This is a genomic window from Flavobacterium sp. FlaQc-48, assembly GCF_044007335.1.
Taxonomy (GTDB): domain Bacteria; phylum Bacteroidota; class Bacteroidia; order Flavobacteriales; family Flavobacteriaceae; genus Flavobacterium.
This window is the reverse complement of the sequence record NZ_JBIPCR010000004.1, coordinates 255,007-274,162: the sequence shown is the minus strand read 5'-3', so window position 1 is coordinate 274,162 and position 19,156 is coordinate 255,007. Positions and strand designations below refer to the sequence as shown.

Below are 19,156 nucleotides of genomic sequence, written 5' to 3'. Positions count from 1 at the left end.
CTTTAAAAATAATTAAAGAGGCTTTCTGCCCACATACATGATCTTATTTTTCAAACTTATTGTTTCAATAATTCAGATATAGATTCTTTGTCTATGACCTGTTTTACCAGAACAGTATTATCATCGGCTAAAAAGTAAGCATCAAACTGCACCCCTTCTTCTACTAATTCTTTAGGGATCTGATTTTTATCAATCATATCCTTTAACATTTTAGAGAATATTGTATTGGCTGCCGTTTTATTAGGTTCATTTTGAGATAAATTAGTTTCAAATCGTAATTCGATTTTATCATCATTAATATACCCTCTCGCTGTTGTAAGCGTTACATTGTCGCTTTTAAAACTTTTGGCGGTAGCATTATAAGAAACAACATATTCCTGAAGTTTCTGTTTAGCGTTTTTACAGCTTGCCAACATCAATACCATAATAACTGCAAACGAAATTTGGCTTATTTTTTTAATCATCATTTATTTATTTTAGTTTCTGAAGTCTTAAAAGTGCTTCTAAATAGTAATAATCGGCATAATTTATAGAACAATCTATTTCGCTTCCTGCTGGTTTATGTCCGGTCGAATGCAGCAAAAAAGCAGAATTCACATCACGGCTCTGATACTGTTCTGAAAGTGAAACGATCATCTTTTTAGACTTTTGCAAATATTCCTTTTTCAAATTTACATCTTTTGTATAAGAACTTAACTCTAAAAGTGCCGAAGATACAATTGCCGCTGCAGAAGCATCTCTGGGCTCGTTTGGAATTCCCGGCGCATTAAAATCCCAATACGGAATTAAATCTTCGGTAGTCAGCCGGTCTAAATAAACACGTGCCAGTTTGTGGGCAAAATTCAAAAATTCAGGATCTTTTGTTTCGCGATAAACCATCGTAAAACCGTAAATTGCCCAGGCTTGTCCCCTTGCCCACATACTATCGTCACTGTATCCTTGTGCCGTTATCCCTTTTATTTTTTTGCCTGTTTCATAATCATAAATCACTACATGGTACGAAGAGTTATCTGGTCTGAAATGATTATGCATTGTAGTCTGGGCATGTTTAACCGCAATGTCATACCACTTTTTGTTCCCTCCGTTTTTAGACGCCCAAAAAAGCAATTCTAAATTCATCATGTTATCAATAATCGTATTATGTCCACCGTATTTATTGTGTGGCCAGGACAAAATTGTTCCCACTTTTGGATTAAAAAGAGTAGCCAGAGTATCGGCCGTTTTTAAAATGATTTCTTTATACGCGGGATTCTTTGTTAAACGGTACCCGTTTCCAAAACTATTAAAAATCTGAAAACCCAAGTCATGATCAGCAGCCTTGCTTACAGACAAAGGCGTTAAGAAACGACTGAATCTATCTGCTGCTGTTTCCCATTTTTTATCGCCCGTTGCTTCATACAAATACCATAATTCTCCCGGCCAGAATCCGCTTGTCCAATCTTTGTAGTTTACAAATTTCCAATCTTTACTTCCTGCCGGAACCGTTCTTGGTAAAGTTCCGTCATTTGGAATTACCTGTAATGTTTTTGAAGCCTGTTCTGCACAATAATTCAATTGCTTTTTGATATTAAACGGGTTGTCTTTTTGAGAATAACTTTTACTTCCTAAAAGTGATAAAGCCAAAATCAGTGTAAAAAATCTTGCATTCATGTGGTTGTTTTTGATCGATAGTTTATAGAACCGATAAATTTATAAAATAAGAACAACCTATCCGAATCTTTGTATTTTTGTTTACCTAAAAAAGTACTGAAGATTACCCATAAAATCAAACGTGAATAAATCCAGAATCTATTATTCCATCACATTCGTCTGCGTTATTCTTCTCGGAATTCTCTCCAGAAAAATTTCACAAATTCCATTGTGTACAGGTGATTTTCTTTATGCAGTGATGCTATATATTTTATTCAGGATGGTATTAATCAGCAAAAAATCCTGGCAAATTTCAATATTATCTTTAATTACCTGTTATGGTATTGAATTTTTGCAGCTTTATCAGGCGGAATGGATTATTGAGTTAAGACAAACGCTTTTTGGAAGATATGTTTTAGGGCAAGGCTTTTTATGGTCTGACATTTTAGCGTATACTATTGGAGTTACTGTTGCTTTTAGCATTGAAAAAATTATTTTCATTTACTGCGTCAGTCGAGGGTCTGCGTAATTTTATCGATATTTAAACTGTTCGCCATGGCGGTGAATATCTGATAATAAACTGATTTATTATCATACAATTCATCATGAGTTCCTTTTTCAACACATCTTCCCTGCTCCAATACAATTATGTTTGATGCATCAATAATCTGAGAAATACTATGCGAGATAATAATGACGGTCCTGTCTTTCTTTATAGCATCCAGTGATTTTTTTATTTGTTCAGTAGCGATTGCATCCAGGCTGGCAGTCGGTTCATCTAAAAAAATAATGGGTGGGTTTTTCAAAAATAACCGGGCAATTGCAATTCGTTGCTGTTGTCCTCCCGAGAGCAAATGCGCATCAGAATCATAATTTTTAGGCAATTGCATTATTTGATCATGAATATAAGCCTGCTTAGCAGCTTCTACAATTTCGGTTTGTGAAGCTTCCGGTTTTCCATAAAGAATATTTTCAGCGATTGTCCCTTTAAAAATATGGTTTTTCTGCAAAACTAATCCAATATTTTTGCGCAGGAAGTCCGTATTATAAGCATTCAAATCGACTCCGTCTAAAAGAATTTGCCCTGATGATGGCAGATAAAATTTATCCAGCAGATTAATAATAGTACTTTTTCCGGCTCCGCTTAAACCAACTAATGCACTTGTTTCGTTTGGTTTTATGGTAAAATTAATATCATGAAGCGCCTTTGTTCCGTTTGGATAAACAAAATCGACATGTTTAACTTCAATAAGTCCAGTTATTTTTTCAGGGATATAATCTCCACTGGTCTCTTTTTCATGATCAGATTCCAAAATATCGAAAAACCCCTCAGAATAGATCAAAGCATCATTTACTTCATCATAAATACGATGTAACTGTCTGATAGGCGACGAAACATTATTAAACAACATGATATGAAACATGATCGCACCAATAGTCATCGTATTATTCAAAACAAAATAAGCCGTAAGAATAATGATAATAACCACACCTATTTGTTCAATAAAACCTTTTATACTTTCAAAAATAAAACTGGTTTTTCTGGTCGCCAATTGATTTTCGGTCATTTCATATTGAATATCCTGATGGCGTTCTGCCTCCATTGGTTCTCTGACAAAAGATTTAATTACTGTTATAGATTCAATCAAACTAATAATTCCGTTATTTTTTGTTTCACGGTAATTACGCATTCTTCTTCTAAAGCCACTTAATTTAGTAGCCTGTAACTGACTTACATAAAAGTAAACCGGGATAATGCACAAACTTACTAATCCCACGTAAATATTGGCATAAAACATCAAAATCAAGGCTACAAAAGCATTAGCAAACAAAGGCAGGATGTCAATAAAAAAATTCTGAACCAGTCGGGTTAAACTGCTAATTCCCAAATCAATTCTCGTTTGTAACTTTCCGCTTTCATTTTCATTTGAAGTATAAAACTCCATTCTGTAACTCAGAATTTTTTCGACTATCGCCTGAGAAATATCACGCGTTATAAAAATACGCAGCTTTTCTCCATAAAATTTCTGTCCAAATTGCACCACAGCATATACCAGCTCTTTCGAAAGCAAAACAATACTAATGATACCTAATAAATGAAACCCTTTTGATAAAGGTTCATGCGCCACCATTAAACTGCTAATAGAATCGACTGTGTACTTTATAATTAAAGCATTTACCTGTGCGGCAAACGAGCCTAAAAAGGTGAGTAACAATGTCGCAATTACCATTTTTCTGTAAGGCTTAACAAAAGGAGTTATTTTTTTATAGAGAACTGATAATTGCATTTATTTTATTTTTGGTCACATATCAAATATAAGAATTCTAAATTTGTGTTTTAGTATTATGTACATTCTAAATCTAATATATTATGCAACTTGTTTTCGCTTCTAACAATCTCAATAAAATAAAAGAAATCCAAAGTATCCTAAACGGATCTATACAATTATTAAGCCTTGAGGATATTGGCTGCCACGAAGATATTCCTGAGACAGCAGATACCATTGAAGGAAATGCGATTTTGAAAGCAAACTATGTAACCGAAAAATTTGGCTACGATTGTTTTGCAGATGACACAGGTTTAGAAGTTCAGGCACTAAATGGGGAACCGGGTGTTTATTCTGCCAGATATGCGGGAGAACAAAGAAATGCCGATGATAATATGAACAAACTTTTAGATGCCTTGTCAGGAAAACAAGATCGCAGCGCACAGTTCAAGACCGTTATTGCCTTAAACCTAAAAGGAGAACAACATCTTTTTACCGGAATTGCAAAAGGAGAAATTACCATGGACAAAACCGGAAATCATGGTTTTGGATATGACCCTGTCTTTAAGCCTGAAAATTATAGCGAAACATTTGCCGAATTATCCTCTGCCATTAAAAATAAAATCAGCCATCGTGCAAAAGCAACTGAGCAACTGATTGATTTCCTGAACTCCACAAAATAATTGTTTCAAATACAACATTTTAAAGCTCAAAATTTACAAATCACGACGTTTTTTTTATTCAAATTCATCAAATTCTTTTAAAAATGATTTTACGATGTGTATAACTTTTTGATAATCAAATCATAAGAAATGCATAATTCTTAAATTAGCATTAGTTTATCTGAATAATTAACAGTAATTTTGCACCCTATTTTAAATACATATATGAATAAATTTGAACAATTAGGATTGAATGAATCGTTACTGAAGGCGATTTTAGATCTAGGATTTGAGAATCCGTCAGAAGTACAGGAAAAAGCGATTCCCCTATTATTGGAAAAAGACACGGATATGGTTGCGTTGGCTCAGACAGGGACAGGGAAAACGGCAGCTTTCGGTTTTCCGCTAATTCAAAAAATTGATGCTGACAACAAAAATACACAAGCATTAGTTTTATCGCCAACACGAGAACTTTGTTTACAGATTACCAACGAACTTAAAAACTACGCAAAATACGAGAAAGGTATTAATGTGGTAGCAGTTTACGGCGGGGCTAGTATTACAGAGCAAGCTAGGGACATTAAAAGAGGAGCACAAATTATTGTGGCTACTCCGGGGAGAATGCAAGACATGATCAACAGAGGTTTGGTTAACATTAAAAATATAGATTACTGTATTCTTGATGAGGCTGACGAAATGCTGAACATGGGATTTTATGAGGATATCGTATCTATTTTATCCGATACTCCAGATCAAAAAAGTACATGGTTGTTCTCTGCAACTATGCCACAAGAGGTTGCCAGAATTGCAAAACAATTTATGAGCGACCCGGTTGAAATTACTGTTGGAGCTAAGAACTCAGGTTCTGCAACAGTTTCTCACGAATTTTACTTAGTAAATGCACGTGATCGTTATGAAGCTTTGAAACGTTTAGCCGATGCTAATCCGGATATTTTTTCTGTGGTTTTCTGTCGTACTAAAAGAGATACACAAGCCGTAGCCGAAAAATTAATTGAAGATGGATACAGCGCTGCTGCATTGCACGGAGATTTATCTCAGGCACAACGTGATGGTGTAATGAAATCCTTCCGTGGAAGACAAATTCAGATGCTTGTTGCTACTGACGTTGCTGCACGTGGTATTGACGTTGATAATATTACTCACGTAGTAAATTACCAACTTCCTGACGAAATTGAAACTTACAATCACCGTTCAGGACGTACTGGTAGAGCTGGAAAATTAGGAACTTCTATTGTAATTGTTACAAAAAGTGAGTTGCGTAAAATTTCTTCTATCGAAAGAATCATCAAACAAAAATTTGAAGAAAAAACTATTCCATCAGGAATCGAAATTTGCGAGATTCAATTGTTGCACTTAGCAACTAAAATTAAGGATACTGAAGTTGATCACGAAATTGACAACTACTTACCGGCTATTAACAATGTTCTTGAAGGTTTATCTAAAGAGGAATTGATTAAGAAAATGGTATCTGTAGAATTCAACCGTTTTATTGCTTACTACAAAAAGAACAGAGATATTTCTACTCAATCCGGAGAAAGACGTGAAAGAAGTGACGCTGAGCCAAGAGAATTCAATAATAACGGAGCAGTTCGTTATTTTGTAAACATCGGTTCAAGAGATAATTTCGACTGGATGTCTCTTAAAGATTATTTGAAAGAAACATTAGACTTAGGTCGTGATGACGTTTTCAAAGTAGATGTAAAAGAAGGTTTCTCTTTCTTTAACACGGATCCTGAACACACTGATAAAGTAATGGAAGTATTAAACAACGTACAGTTAGAAGGACGTCGTATTAATGTTGAAATTTCTAAAAATGATGGTGGCGGAAGACGTGACCATAATGGACGTAGCGGTGGCGGACGTTCTTCCGGAGGTCCAAGACGTGAAGGAAGCTTTGCTCCAAGACGTGAAGGTTCTGGCGGTGGATTCAGAAGCGACAGAAACGCTGCTCCAAGAGAAGGTGGTTTCAGAAGCGACAGAAACTCATCTGCTCCAAAAAGAGAAGGTGGTTTTAGAAGTTCTGCTCCAAGAAGCGAAGGAAGTTCAGACAGAGCTCCAAGACGTTCTGAAAGCTTTGGTGATTCACCAAGACCAAGAAGACCAAGAAGAGATTAATTCTCTTTGTTAATTTTCTGATAATTATATTCGAAGACTGCGAAATATTTAATCCCGATTTACTACTTTTAGAGCTTTAAATCAGGATATGAAATATTTCGCAGTTTTCTTTTTTACTTTACTGTCTACCGCTATCGGTTTTGCACAAGATGCCGAATCTACAGTACCACAAAGAGTATCGGGCTACATTATTAATGATAACAGCAAACAACCTCTTGCTAATGTAAATGTCATTAACACCAACAAAGTACGCGGTGCAAAGTCTGATGAAAAAGGATATTTTGAGATAGATGTTCAGCTTAATGATACCATTCACTTTTCGATTTTGGGCTTTCAGTCTTTAAGAATCAGAGTAACAAATGACTGGATCAAAAATAAAGTTACCCGAATTCAGCTTACTGAAAAAGCAATTGCTCTTGAAGAAGTAATTATAGCCCCTTTTAATTTAACCGGATATCTTGAAGTTGATTCAAAATTAATCCCTACTAAAGAAAATTACCGTTACAGTATTTCCGGACTTACACAAGGTTATGAAGCAGGTGAATATTCTCCAAATGCTTTTGGAAAAGTATTAGGATCTATTTTTAATCCTGCCGATGTACTGTATGGCTTTTTCGGAAAAAATGCAAAAGAACTCAAGAAACTAAAAGAAATGAGAAAGGACGATACCGTTCGAAATCTACTTGAATCTAAATATGACCGAGAAACAGTATCCGTACTTTTAGGCATTAGTAAAGATGAAATTCCTGAAATTTTACAACGTTGCAACTATTCCGATTCTTTTATACAATCGGCAAATGATTTGCAAATTATGGATGCTATTAATGGATGTTATGAACAATATAAAGTATTGAAACGAAATTAGTTTTACACTTAAAATACCTCTTCAAATCCTCAATTTTAAAAATTGGGGATTTTTTTTGCCATTTAGGATTTAAAAAAACCTACATTTACTCTAATAAAGAATAAAACAAACAAAATAAATATATTATGGCTAAGAGTCAGGATGCTAAAAAAACAGCAAAAAAAGAACCGTTAAAAACGGCTAAAGAAAAGAAAGAAGAAAAAAGAGAGAAGAAAAATGCTCCTAAAAGAGACTAGTTTATAGTTTTCAGTCACAGTCGCAGTTTCCAATTCTATTAGAACTGAAAACTGCGACTGAAAACTGATTACTTTATTTAACCGGAATATTTGAAAGAATCTCTAATACAAATTTCCAATATTTTTGTGCCGAGGAAATACTCGCTCTTTCATCCGGAGAGTGTGCACCGTGAATCGTTGGTCCAAACGAAATCATATCCATATCAGGATAATGAGTTCCTAAAATTCCGCATTCTAAACCAGCGTGACAAGCTACGACTTTTGGCTTTTCACCATTTTGTTTTTCATAGATCCCAACCAAAGTATCTAGTATTTCAGAATTTACATTTGGTGTCCAGCCCGGATAAGAACCCGAAAGCTCCACTTCGCAGCCTACCAGCTCAAAAGCAGAACGCAATGCATTTGCCAAATCAAATTTTGAAGTTTCGACTGATGAACGTGTTAAACATCCAATTGAGATTTCTCCGTCTTTTACAATAACCCTGGCGATATTATTTGAAGTTTCAACCAAATCCTCCATGTCGGCACTCATTCTGTAAACTCCGTTATGAGCTGCATAAATTGCTCTGATAATTCCTTCCTGAACACCTAAATCCATTACTTTTTCAGGCAAATCGCATTTTACGATTTCAATAGTAAGGTTTGGTTCGGTTGTTTTATATTCTGTTTTAATATCGTTGATGATTTCCTGCATATCAAAAATATAGGCTTCATCAAACATTTCTGAAATAATCACTTTGGCAACACTTTCCCTCGGAATTGCATTTCTCAAACTTCCGCCATTAATTTCAACAACCTGCAATCCAAAGTTTTCAAAAGCATCAAACAACAAACGGTTCATGATTTTGTTCGCATTTCCTAAACCTTTATGGATATCCATTCCTGAATGACCTCCATTAAGCCCTTTTACGGTAATAATATGTCCAACAGACCCTTCGGGAACTTCTTCTTCGTTATAAGTTCTTGTAGCGGTTACATCAATTCCACCAGCACACCCAATATCAATTTCATCATCTTCTTCCGTATCCAGATTCAATAAAATCTGGCCCTGAAGAATTCCGCCTTTTAAGTTTAAGGCTCCGGTCATTCCGGTTTCTTCGTCAATGGTAAACAAAGCTTCGATTGCCGGATGCGGAATGTCTTTACTTTCTAAAATAGCCATAATTGTTGCTACTCCTAATCCATTGTCAGCTCCTAAAGTGGTACCACGCGCACGAACCCAGTCACCATCAACATACATGTCGATTCCTTGCTTATCGAAATCAAAAACAGTATCTGCATTTTTTTGGTGTACCATATCAAGATGCCCCTGCATTACAATTGCTTTACGGTTTTCCATTCCCGGTGTTGCCGGTTTTCTGATAATTACATTTCGAATTTCGTCTTCAAAGGTTTCTAAACCTAAGCTGTTTCCAAAGTTTTTCATAAACTCGATCACACGTTCTTCTTTCTTTGACGGACGCGGAACAGCGTTCAGATCAGCAAACTTATTCCATAGCGCTTTTGGTTCCAGATTTCTTATTTCCTGACTCATTATATTTTGTTTGAAGTTTAACAATTAAGAGTCCCAAAGTTACAAAGTTTAAACTCTTTTCGCAGGCAAAAGTATTTAATTTTTTCTGTCACAAATTTCACGAATTAGCACCAATTATATGCCAGTAAAACTGAATTACGTAAATAATTCAAAATTTTATTTAGGGTATTTTGACGGACTTAATAAAGTATTAAAAACAGATAAAATGTAAATTATACACAACTTTTCATCAATAAAATAAAAAATAATAAAGGGAAATTTTTTAGTAGATAAAGCGTGGTAATCTTTATATCTAATTTGAAAGAAAGGATTTGTAAGATAACGTTTCGATATGATCATTAATTACTTGGTAGAAATACTCGCCCAACCCACTTTGCTTAGATTCCTAGTAATCAATTACATCTTGTATATCCAGAAGTGCTCTTGGCTCAATTACAACTTCAAAAATCATTTTTCAGATTTAAAACGTAATTGTTTTTTTTGCTTCTTTCCACGGAAGAAAATCATCAACTTTCGAAGTAGACCTTCTTTCGTCAAGCTAATTTTTCATTTCTTCTGTAACAGAAAACTCATTAATTACAGTTTCATAATTAAACTTTTCTATTAATTGCATAAAGAAAGACAATTCGTTATCCGGAATATTTAAAGTAATTTGTGTCATTTTTTCCTTTTATTGAATAACAAATTAACAAAAAAGAAAATCAACTACCATTTTATTATTATTTTTAACCCAAAAGTAAAATCGTGAGAAGAAAGTATATCCTCCCCTTATTTCTATTAATTCAAATTATTCTTTTAAAAATTCTGCGTTTCTTTCCGGAATTTACAGAACAATTTTACAGCAACGGATTGTATTTGAAAATCTCTCACTTTTCAAGAATCGTTTTAGGCAAAATTCCATTTTCGGCTGGAGACTGTATTTACTCTGTCTTGATATTACTTTTGATCCGATCGATTTGGAAAACCAGAAGAACCTGGAAAACACAATGGAAAGACAACCTTTTGAAGGCCGCAAGTTACTTATCTGTATTTTATTTTTTCTTTCATCTTCTCTGGGCATTCAATTATTACCGCGAACCTCTTTTCGAAAAAATGAAAATTGAAACAGAATATACAGACGCCGAATTATTGACTTTTACAAAAAAACTTATTGCCAAAACAAACGAAATTCAATTTCAGATTACTAAAAACGATAGCGCTAAAGTTGTTTTTCCGTACATGCAAAAGCAAGCTTTTCTGATGAATCTGAACGGATATGAAAATCTGGCCAAACAACATCCTTATTTTAAATATGAAATTCTCAGCGTAAAAAAATCACTTTTTAGCCTGCCATTAACTTACATGGGTTTTGGAGGTTATTTAAATCCCTTTACAAACGAAGCTCAGGTAAATGATTTAATGCCTATGTATAATTTTCCTGCTACAACTTGTCATGAAATGGCACATCAAATGGGTTATGCCAGTGAAAGCGAATGCAATTTTATTGGCGTTTTAGCTGCTGTAAAAAACGATAACTTATATTATCAATATTCAGGGTATAGTTTTGCTTTACGTTATTGCCTGGGAATCTGGCAGGCAAAAAACGAAAAAATATTTCAGCAATTAAAAAAACAAACTCATATTGGAATCTTAAAAAACTATCAGGAAAGTCAGGATTTCTGGAAACAATATGACACTTTTATAGATGAGGGCTTTCATATTTTTTATGACAATTTCCTAAAGACAAATAATCAGAAAGATGGCATGGAAGGTTATAGTAAATTTGTCGGTTTAATGGTGAATTATTATACAGGCAAAGATTTTTGATGCTTTCTTTTACTCAGATTCTTAACAAAAATACCTAACAGGTTTTAAAAAACCTGTTAGGATAAAAAAATTACGGGAGCACTTCAATCTCTAAACCTTTGTTCCAGTTTTTATATTCATTTTCATAATATAAATAAGCCGATGAAGCTCCCCCTTTATAAGTTCCGGGAACAATGGCTTTAAAATCTATATTGATTTTTCGGCTTTCTTTTCCGTTTAATTTTCTGAAATAGAATACAAGTTCATTATTAAATATTTCGTAATAATCAACCCTGTTTTTCTCTACGAGTTCTTTTAGCTGCCAGGGTTCAGGAGTTAATCCGCCCGGGATTCCAATTCTGGCAATTGGGTTTGATACCTCTTTTTCGCTGGTGTTCTGAAGTTCAACTTCTACTCGCGCTGTTTCACTGATTTTTAATTTATTTGTCAGTGATTTTGTCGTCAAGACCAACTTACATTCTGTCGAATTATTGGGTACATAGGTGTAATATTGGACATAAAATAAGTAAGGAATAAAGTTTTCTGTTGGAATCTGGATAGCGAAATTGTTGTTTCCTGCTTTCACTTCCAGTTTATTTAAGATTATATTTCCATTTTTATCTTTTTGCGTTACATCAATTGGCTGATTATTTAAAGTCATTTTCGCATTTTCTACAAAAGGAGTAACTTTAATTTTGCTAAACTCTGTAATTGCTTTTAAAGCTAAAGCCGTAGCTTGTGTTGATCCGAATCCGTACGAAGTTTTACAAGCCTGTATATATCCCATAACATTTGAGACTTCTACTGTAATTTGTTTTTCTTTCAACAAAGCCAGGGCATACAGCGAAGCAATCTCGGCACTTAAAGATTTTCCGGAACTATTAATAACCGATTGTTCTGCACTCCAGTCTTTAGATCCTTGTTTTTTAATTTCGTTTTTAATCAATACTAATAAATTCTTGTATTGATCTGTTTTTTGCAAATTAAAGGACGCCAGGGCCATCAAATTCATTCGATATAAATCTTTCGATTTTAAGGCTTCCTGTAAGGCGGTCTGATATTGCTTCTCCAGATCATTTTGCCCGATTTCTGATAAAACATAAACGATATACGCATTGTTGACTACATTTTTTATTCCGGAAAAACCATATTTTGCAGGGTTTTGCATAAAACCTCCTTTATCATCTTTTCTGGAATTTATCCAGGCAATTGTTCTCTGGATTAATTTTTGATCGATATTGATGAATTCCTTCATTTCATTAAACTGCAATAAACCATAAGCTGTCAAAGCTTCATTACCCGGGTTTCCTCCATACCATTCAAAACCTCCGCCTTTTGATTCGTAGTTTTTTAGCTTTTGGTACCCAATTTCTAAATATTTCAAAGCGCGTTCTTTAAATTCAGGTGTTGTTTTTTTATACGCCAACAACTGCATTGCCATGATATTAGGGTAATTGGTTGATGATACCTGCTCAAAACATCCGTTGGGCTGATGCATCATGCTTTCTAATCCGTCAAAAATAGAAGAAAATGGATTATAATATATTTGGAATCCGGCATCAATCGAGTGGGGAAGCACATCCGCAATTGCAAATTCTTTTGTTTGGGAGCTGGTTCCTGAAATATCAATATTCGCAGGAAAACCTTTTGAGTATATATCAATCGTTTTTTTGAGTACGGTTTTAAAATTTTCGCCTTGTAATTTTATTTCGAACGGAAGTTTTAATCCAACCTTATCTGCAATTACTTTAATGGTGATTATTCTTGACTCATTTGGCTGCAGCTCGATAAATGAATTTTCGATTGTATGGGTTTGATTGTTATGAAAATCAACTTTACATTCAAATTTCTGGCTGTTTTCAGTATTATTTTTTAGCCAGAGCGGGATTAGAATAACATCTTCCTGCGAAGCAAAAAGCGGAATCTTAACATCTGCCTGAATTAATTCTTTTACAGAAAAAACAGTTTCTGTTTTTCCCAGGTCTCCTTTGTAGGAGGTTCCTTCTGCCAGAATTTTGAACGAGGTATTGTCATCTGAAGTATAAAACTCAAAATTGGCCTCGCCTTTATTATCTGTCTGAACAATGGAATTCCAGTAGATACATGTTCTAAAATCTGTTTTTTCTTCTACAATCGTGGTTTGGTATTGTGGTGCATAAAAATTATCCGCTGTATTTAGTAATCTTGCTTCATTTTTTTTAATGTACTCAAAAGCATAGTTATATCTTGTTCCCAATATATTACTCTCCTGAGGTTTTTTATTTTTTGTGGTGACCACAATTACGCCATACGCTCCGCTTGAACCGTATAGAGCAGTTACTGACGGATCTTTAAAAAATGCAATCGATTCAATTGAATTTAAAGACAAATTACCAAATACTGAAGCATTTTCATTGTTTGCACATGGTATCCCATCAACTAAAATTAGGGGCTGTCCTCCTGATCTGCTTCCAAAAACAGACCCCATACCTCTAATTTTAATTTTATCTGCAGCACCGGATTGTCCTGACGATGATAAAATTTGAATACCCGCAATTCTGCCACTTAATGAATTTGTGATTTCTCTCGATGCTATATTAACAACTGAACCTGTAAGCGTCTTTTTATTGTATATGCCATAACCTGCTGTTACAACAACTTCTTGCAGTGAAGCTGAATCTTCATTTAATAAAACTAAATTTCCTTTAATGTATCGCTCTCCTGAAGGTCCTTCCGTCAAAGTTTCTTTTTTTTCTACAGGTTTATAATTTACCTCTAAAGTGGTGGTATTAGAAAGTGTATCTTTCATTCTCAGAAATTGAGCCTGATTTGAAAATGAATTTGTGATTCTATAGGTCTTTTTGCTTTGACCTTCGGCTACCAGACAGGCTAAATCAGAAAAAACTGCTCTGTTAAACTTAAAGTAGCCACTTGAATTACTTTTTGTTTCATAGACTTTACCATTGTCTGTAAAAAGTAAAACCTTTTTTGAGACTGCCTTATTTTTATGATCGGTGACAAAACCTTCAATTAAAGGAATTCTTTCAGGCTTACTGCCTTTCGTTTCTGCTATTAACTTTTGCAGGTTTTTTTGATCGTATTTTCTCCATCCCTGTGTGTTTAAAAGCAAATCAATAGCTTCTTCTCTTACTTCCTGTTTTTTGTCGTCATCAAAATAAAATCCCGGTTCATGAATTTTACCTTTTAACTCAAAACCAAGAAGCAGCCAGGATAAAATATTATCCTGTTTGTCATCGATATAAGTAAGTAATTTTGAGTCGACGACAGAAACCGAAAGACCTGATGCAATTGGCGCATTATTTTTATCTTTGGTTACAATTGAAACTTTTACTTTTTCTCTGGGCAAATAATTTTCTTTATCTGTCTTAATTTCTACTTTTAATCCATCCTGATAATTTAAAAAAATCAGTCTTTCTGCTACAATCCTGTTTTCAACTAATAATGAAAAGGACATAATCCCAACCGGAAGCTCTTTGGTATTCAAATCAACTAAATTCCAGCCCTGTTTTAAACTTAAAACGACAGTTTTCTGAATTTTAACGGTGTTTCGAACTAAAATTTTCGCTTCAATCGCTAAAGGGGCATAAATATTTAAAGCTACAGCTTCGGGTATCTTTTTCGCATTTATTACAAAAACATTTTTTAAAGCCTGTGGCAAAGCTATTTTTTCTTGAGATTTAAAAGGCGAAGTTATTACGGCAAAATAGCTTTTATTTTCTTTTGTATTTAGCATCACACTTCCCATTCCGTCGTGAATACTTTTAAAATCGCTGATCTTATTTCCTTTTTCATCTTCGATAAATCCTCCAATATCCATTGGTAATCCAAATTCATTTTTTGCAATAAAAAACAAGGAAGAAGCTTCGTTTAAAACAGTATTTCCGCTTTCGGGCAGAAACTGCAAATCGGCAAAATTCAAATTAACAGGAATCGGGCGTGTTACTGATTCTTTAAAATTATCGTAATCGAGCATTACATTCAAAATTCCGTCTTTGGAACTTAAATCATCCGGAAGTTTGAATTGAATAACTGCTTTGCCCAGATCATCTGTTTTTGCCTGAAGTGAATCGATTTTTTTACCAGCAATAAAAACATCGTACTTAAAGGCATAATTTTTAATCGGCTGGCTTTCTAAATTTTTAAGTTCAAAATCAGCCTCACAGGTTTCTCCTTTTCCGTATGCTTTTTTTCTAAAATCCAATGTCATCAAGATTCTTGGTGAAACTACTTTTTGTACAAAAAAGGTTTTTTCAAAAAGATGTTCAGACAACTCACTCTGAATTTTGGTATATGCTTTTATAGTATAGATACCTGAAACGCTATTTTCGGGAATTTTATAAGAACCAACTGCATTTCCGTTTTGGACAAGATAACTTTGAGTGTCTGCCTTTTTAGCACCCTGAAATAAATCTACATACAAATAGTCACTTAATGTTGTGGGACTATTATCACTTTCTGTAACAAATGCTTTAAAATAAACCGTTTCACCAGGTGCATAAAGCACATTATTCAATTGTAAATACGCTTTCTCAGTATAAGACTTTTGATAAACCGTATTCCAATCGGCTTCGGTGTTTTGAGCTATTCCGGTCTTGAACAGCATTAAAAACAAAAGGCATAGTATATTTTTCATCGTCTTAAAATTTAATGGTTAAGGAAGAACCGAAGCTTTTCATCATGGGGGAATTGAAATAATCTAATCCGCTGGTATCTGTTGAATTAAACATTGAATTATTGCTAAATGCCGATTTGCTTTTGGCTATAATAAAAGCATTGTTCATAAAAACAGAAATGGTAAAACTTAACTTTTTATTAAAAGCCCCATATTGACTTGAATACCCTAAATTAATGCTGTTTAGTCTAAAATAAGAAGCATCTTCAATAGCATCTTCTGTAATTCCGCCAACTCCGTATCGTATCCAACGATTTTGCTCCACCGGAAGGTTCGCATCATAAAAAGAAACCGCTTTAGTATTTATCAAACCTGATTGGGTTACACCATTGAACACATAATTCGTAACATTTCGCTGATCTCCGGTCAGTTCTGATTTGCCATAATAATTTAAAGTTTGTTGGGTTCCGTTCCAGATTTTCCCTCCCTGACTCCAGTCGAAAGAAAGATTCAGCGTAAAATTTTTATAACGGAAGGAATTAAAAAAACCAACTACAAAATCCGGATTTGGATCTCCTAATATTTTGGGCTGTGAATCTATCATCGGAAAACCATCATTACCGATCACGACATTCTGATTGTTATCTCTCAAATATCCTTTTCCAACAATGACGCCAAGGGGCTGCCCTGTCATATAATTTTTGTTGACATCTGCGAAACCGGCAAAGGAAATGCTGCTTTGGTTGTTATTAAGACTTGTTACTTCATTTTTATAATACGTGAAATTCAGATTGAAACCATAACTAAAATAATTGCTGGAGTAATTCATTTTTTCAATTTCAAGTTCTACCCCATTTTGTTTATAGTTGACATCCGGAGACCAATTAACAGCATTCAGGCTAAAAACCGGTGCATATAAATTCTGAACGTTTTTATAATAGTAATTCAGATTAACATTCCAGTAATAATGGAATCTATAGGCCAGTGAAAGATCTGTAATATCTTCTTTTGTCGCAATTGCATTATTTGGTGTAAGGAGTTCTAAAGTATTTTTAAGTGATGCAAACTGGCTTACCTGATAGGGCAATGAATTAAAATTCAAATTATTATTTTGTAAAGACGGTTCTACTTGTGTAAGGCCGTGACTTATGGTTAAGGAAATTTGTTCATCAAAAATTCTTCTAATCTCTGCGGAAGCAAAATAATTTAAAAGAAAATCCCCCTGAACTGTTGAAGAATAATTTAAATTTGAATTTGCTTTTAGAACAACCTCACTATAGGTATTAAACAGATTTTGAAACACGAAGGAACCATTTAAATGGTAAAAAACTTCAAATCTTTTTTGTAACACATCCATTTTATTCTGGAACAAACCATATTGTGTAATATCATTCTGCGGGGTATAGCCCTTAAAATAATTACGTTCTAAATTTCTTTCCTGAAACCTAAAATCTATTTTCGACTCTATAAATTTCAGATAACCAAATGTGTGCCTGAAAACATCTGAAACTGAAATGCTTTTAAACCCTTCTGTTCTTTTATCGAAATTAGGTGTATTGATACCGGCGAAATAATAATTTTGTCCACTTTCATTTCTAATATCTGATGATTGAAAATTGGTATTAACCGTATTCAAGTTCCCGTCATTCGAATAAATATGATTCAAATTAAAAGAAATCGTTTTGCTTTTATTCTTATCTAAATTATGCTGAATTAAATAGTAAGGATTATTCTCCTTAACGGAATAACTTCGCTGCAGGCCGCCTGATAATGTCGAAGCAAAATGATTATCAAAGTGAACAGGAGTTATAACATTGGCAAAAATTATTTTATTTACACCAAAATTTGCATTGGAAAGATTATTTTCAAAATCATTATAGGATAAAAGTGCATCAATTTTACCGTTTGCAGATACTTGCCTGAAATATTTTAAGGAAGTTGTAATTTCATTATTGCGACTTGTTGGAATTACAATATTTCCTGTTTTATAGCCGAAATTAATTTTAAGAAAATTCCCTTTTGGACTTTCAATCTGAGTAATAAAGGATAATTTGTTATCCTGAGTATTTTGATAAAAATGATTTGGATTGAACAGCTGTAATTCCTTTCCGTTACCTGATCCTTTATTTACAATATTGCCTTGCGGATAATATTCAGAAGGATTGGCAGAATATTCTAAAGAATTAATGTTTGGTCCCCAGCTAAAAATTTCGCCGGTTTCCGGAGATTGGTAGGTCTGGTTGCCATTTAAGCTTCGGCCCTGCGAATAGGAATTTTGATATTTTGGCAAGCGCATTGGTGTCGAAAAGGTAAAATCCTGATTGACTTCAAACGAAATTTTATGATATTGACTCTCGTATTTTAAATGATAAAAACCATCCTTTTCCCTGACTATTTTCATTAGACTGCTATTTGGTATATTCTCTCTTATATCAAACTCATAATCACCTGAGGGTATACCTTCAATGACCGGATCTTCCGGTTTTTTTAATTTATCCGTATAATCACTACTTATAATCGGATTAACCCTGCCATCATTGACCAGCAAATTGCCATTGCCAATTTTAATAATTTTAGATTTCATTCCCAGAAAGGAGATTTTTAATTGTTCGCCTTTTTTAACTTCGATGGAATAATTCCCGTCAAAATCAGACGTTGTACATCGTACGGTATTTATAACACATATAGTAGCACCGGGAATAGGCCCTGTGTCATCGCTTACATTACCTCTATAAATAGTTTGCGAAAAACCAACAGTTGATATAAAAAGAAATAGTAATAGTTTTTTCATATTTGGTACTTTATATTTATAGAGTATTATTTTTGATAAAAGGTTGGGACAGTTAAAAAAAAGTTGAATTGTCTTTTTGATTGATCCTGTTTTTTTTTAATTTTAAAACTGTAACAAAATCGGTTGCAATACTACTAATAAAATATGAGCGAAAATCTAGAACAGTCATTTGTTGCGCAATTGCAGGCAAATCAGAATATAATCCACAAGATTTGTCGATTGTATACTGCCGGCGAAGATGCTCACAAAGACTTGTTTCAGGAGATTACCATTCAGCTCTGGAAAGCTTATCCTAAATTTAGGGGCGACAGTAAATTTTCGACCTGGACGTATCGCGTTGCTTTGAATACCGCCATTACCTTATACCGAAAAACAAAACGTACCGTATCTACTGTAGAATACGAAAGCCACCAGCATTTTGTAAAAGATGTGGATTATAATTATGAAGAGGAAGAACAGATTAAATTGATGTACAAAGCCGTTTATCAGCTTAATGACATTGAAAAAGCATTAGTTTTTATGTATTTAGAAGACAAAGATTATCAGGAAATAGCAGAAACCTTAGGGATCAGCGAAGTGAATGCACGTGTGAAAATGAACAGAATTAAAGGGAAACTTAAAAAAATATTAAATCCTTAA

The 19,156-nt window shown here is 34.0% G+C and carries 13 protein-coding genes; 6 read left to right on the top strand and 7 right to left on the bottom strand.

Annotated features, from left to right (window positions below; translation table 11 throughout):
* Positions 1-56: 56 nt before the first annotated feature.
* Positions 57-467, bottom strand: a complete 411-nt coding sequence (locus tag ACHRWY_RS08650) for a hypothetical protein (protein WP_395353859.1) — start codon at positions 465-467, stop codon at positions 57-59.
* Positions 468-471: 4 nt separating this feature from the next.
* A complete protein-coding gene (locus ACHRWY_RS08645; protein ID WP_395353858.1) occupies positions 472-1,650 on the bottom strand; it encodes a glycoside hydrolase family 88 protein in 1,179 nt (392 codons plus the stop codon).
* Between the two features lie 121 nt (positions 1,651-1,771).
* Between ACHRWY_RS08645 and ACHRWY_RS08640 the strand changes: the two genes are divergently transcribed.
* Entirely contained in the window at positions 1,772-2,158 is a 387-nt protein-coding gene (locus ACHRWY_RS08640; RefSeq protein ID WP_395353857.1) for a DUF2809 domain-containing protein, read from the top strand.
* Here the strand turns inward: ACHRWY_RS08640 and ACHRWY_RS08635 are convergent.
* Positions 2,139-3,917: an ABC transporter ATP-binding protein gene (locus ACHRWY_RS08635; RefSeq protein ID WP_395353856.1), complete on the bottom strand. Its 1,779-nt coding sequence runs from the start codon at positions 3,915-3,917 to the stop codon at positions 2,139-2,141. The genes ACHRWY_RS08640 and ACHRWY_RS08635 overlap by 20 nt on opposite strands.
* 83 nt (positions 3,918-4,000) lie before the next feature.
* Here ACHRWY_RS08635 and ACHRWY_RS08630 point away from each other — a divergent pair, with 83 nt between their 5' ends.
* From ACHRWY_RS08630 to ACHRWY_RS08620, 3 genes are all read left to right on the top strand, one after another.
* Positions 4,001-4,579 carry a non-canonical purine NTP diphosphatase gene (locus ACHRWY_RS08630; protein ID WP_395353855.1) on the top strand — a complete coding sequence of 193 codons (579 nt, stop codon included), beginning with the start codon at positions 4,001-4,003 and terminating at the stop codon, positions 4,577-4,579.
* 204 nt (positions 4,580-4,783) lie between these two features.
* Complete coding sequence (locus tag ACHRWY_RS08625; RefSeq protein ID WP_395353854.1) at positions 4,784-6,694, top strand: DEAD/DEAH box helicase; 1,911 nt, start codon at positions 4,784-4,786, stop codon at positions 6,692-6,694.
* 88 nt (positions 6,695-6,782) lie between these two features.
* Entirely contained in the window at positions 6,783-7,559 is a 777-nt protein-coding gene (locus ACHRWY_RS08620; RefSeq protein WP_395353853.1) for a carboxypeptidase-like regulatory domain-containing protein, read from the top strand.
* Between the two features lie 309 nt (positions 7,560-7,868).
* Here ACHRWY_RS08620 and ACHRWY_RS08615 read toward each other — a convergent pair whose 3' ends face one another.
* Together ACHRWY_RS08615 and ACHRWY_RS08610 are read right to left on the bottom strand one after the other, a co-directional pair.
* Positions 7,869-9,329 carry an aminoacyl-histidine dipeptidase gene (locus tag ACHRWY_RS08615; RefSeq protein WP_395353852.1) on the bottom strand — a complete coding sequence of 487 codons (1,461 nt, stop codon included), beginning with the start codon at positions 9,327-9,329 and terminating at the stop codon, positions 7,869-7,871.
* Between the two features lie 538 nt (positions 9,330-9,867).
* Positions 9,868-9,990, bottom strand: coding sequence for a hypothetical protein (locus tag ACHRWY_RS08610; RefSeq protein ID WP_395353851.1), 123 nt, complete (start codon positions 9,988-9,990; stop codon positions 9,868-9,870).
* Between the two features lie 83 nt (positions 9,991-10,073).
* Here ACHRWY_RS08610 and ACHRWY_RS08605 point away from each other — a divergent pair, with 83 nt between their 5' ends.
* A complete protein-coding gene (locus ACHRWY_RS08605; protein WP_395353850.1) occupies positions 10,074-11,135 on the top strand; it encodes a DUF3810 domain-containing protein in 1,062 nt (353 codons plus the stop codon).
* A 70-nt stretch (positions 11,136-11,205) separates the two neighbouring features.
* Here ACHRWY_RS08605 and ACHRWY_RS08600 read toward each other — a convergent pair whose 3' ends face one another.
* The gene (locus ACHRWY_RS08600; RefSeq protein WP_395353849.1) at positions 11,206-15,747 is read right to left on the bottom strand and encodes a TonB-dependent receptor plug domain-containing protein; all 4,542 of its coding nucleotides are present in this window, start codon (positions 15,745-15,747) and stop codon (positions 11,206-11,208) included.
* A 4-nt stretch (positions 15,748-15,751) separates the two neighbouring features.
* Positions 15,752-18,517 (bottom strand): carboxypeptidase-like regulatory domain-containing protein, encoded by a 2,766-nt coding sequence (locus ACHRWY_RS08595; RefSeq protein ID WP_395353848.1) that lies wholly within the window; start codon positions 18,515-18,517, stop codon positions 15,752-15,754.
* Between the two features lie 144 nt (positions 18,518-18,661).
* Here ACHRWY_RS08595 and ACHRWY_RS08590 point away from each other — a divergent pair, with 144 nt between their 5' ends.
* Positions 18,662-19,156, top strand: coding sequence for an RNA polymerase sigma factor (locus ACHRWY_RS08590; protein ID WP_068843197.1), 495 nt, complete (start codon positions 18,662-18,664; stop codon positions 19,154-19,156).

Excerpts from the sequence above, each read along its gene's own strand:
- ACHRWY_RS08650 (WP_395353859.1), bottom strand. The coding sequence starts at position 467 with ATGATGATTAAAAAAATAAGCCAAATTTCGTTTGCAGTTATTATGGTA.
- ACHRWY_RS08645 (WP_395353858.1), bottom strand. The coding sequence starts at position 1,650 with ATGAATGCAAGATTTTTTACACTGATTTTGGCTTTATCACTTTTAGGA.
- ACHRWY_RS08635 (WP_395353856.1), bottom strand. The coding sequence starts at position 3,917 with ATGCAATTATCAGTTCTCTATAAAAAAATAACTCCTTTTGTTAAGCCT.
- ACHRWY_RS08630 (WP_395353855.1), top strand. The coding sequence starts at position 4,001 with ATGCAACTTGTTTTCGCTTCTAACAATCTCAATAAAATAAAAGAAATC.
- ACHRWY_RS08625 (WP_395353854.1), top strand. The coding sequence starts at position 4,784 with ATGAATAAATTTGAACAATTAGGATTGAATGAATCGTTACTGAAGGCG.
- ACHRWY_RS08620 (WP_395353853.1), top strand. The coding sequence starts at position 6,783 with ATGAAATATTTCGCAGTTTTCTTTTTTACTTTACTGTCTACCGCTATC.
- ACHRWY_RS08615 (WP_395353852.1), bottom strand. The coding sequence starts at position 9,329 with ATGAGTCAGGAAATAAGAAATCTGGAACCAAAAGCGCTATGGAATAAG.
- ACHRWY_RS08610 (WP_395353851.1), bottom strand. The coding sequence starts at position 9,990 with ATGACACAAATTACTTTAAATATTCCGGATAACGAATTGTCTTTCTTT.
- ACHRWY_RS08600 (WP_395353849.1), bottom strand. The coding sequence starts at position 15,747 with ATGAAAAATATACTATGCCTTTTGTTTTTAATGCTGTTCAAGACCGGA.
- ACHRWY_RS08595 (WP_395353848.1), bottom strand. The coding sequence starts at position 18,517 with ATGAAAAAACTATTACTATTTCTTTTTATATCAACTGTTGGTTTTTCG.
- ACHRWY_RS08590 (WP_068843197.1), top strand. The coding sequence starts at position 18,662 with ATGAGCGAAAATCTAGAACAGTCATTTGTTGCGCAATTGCAGGCAAAT.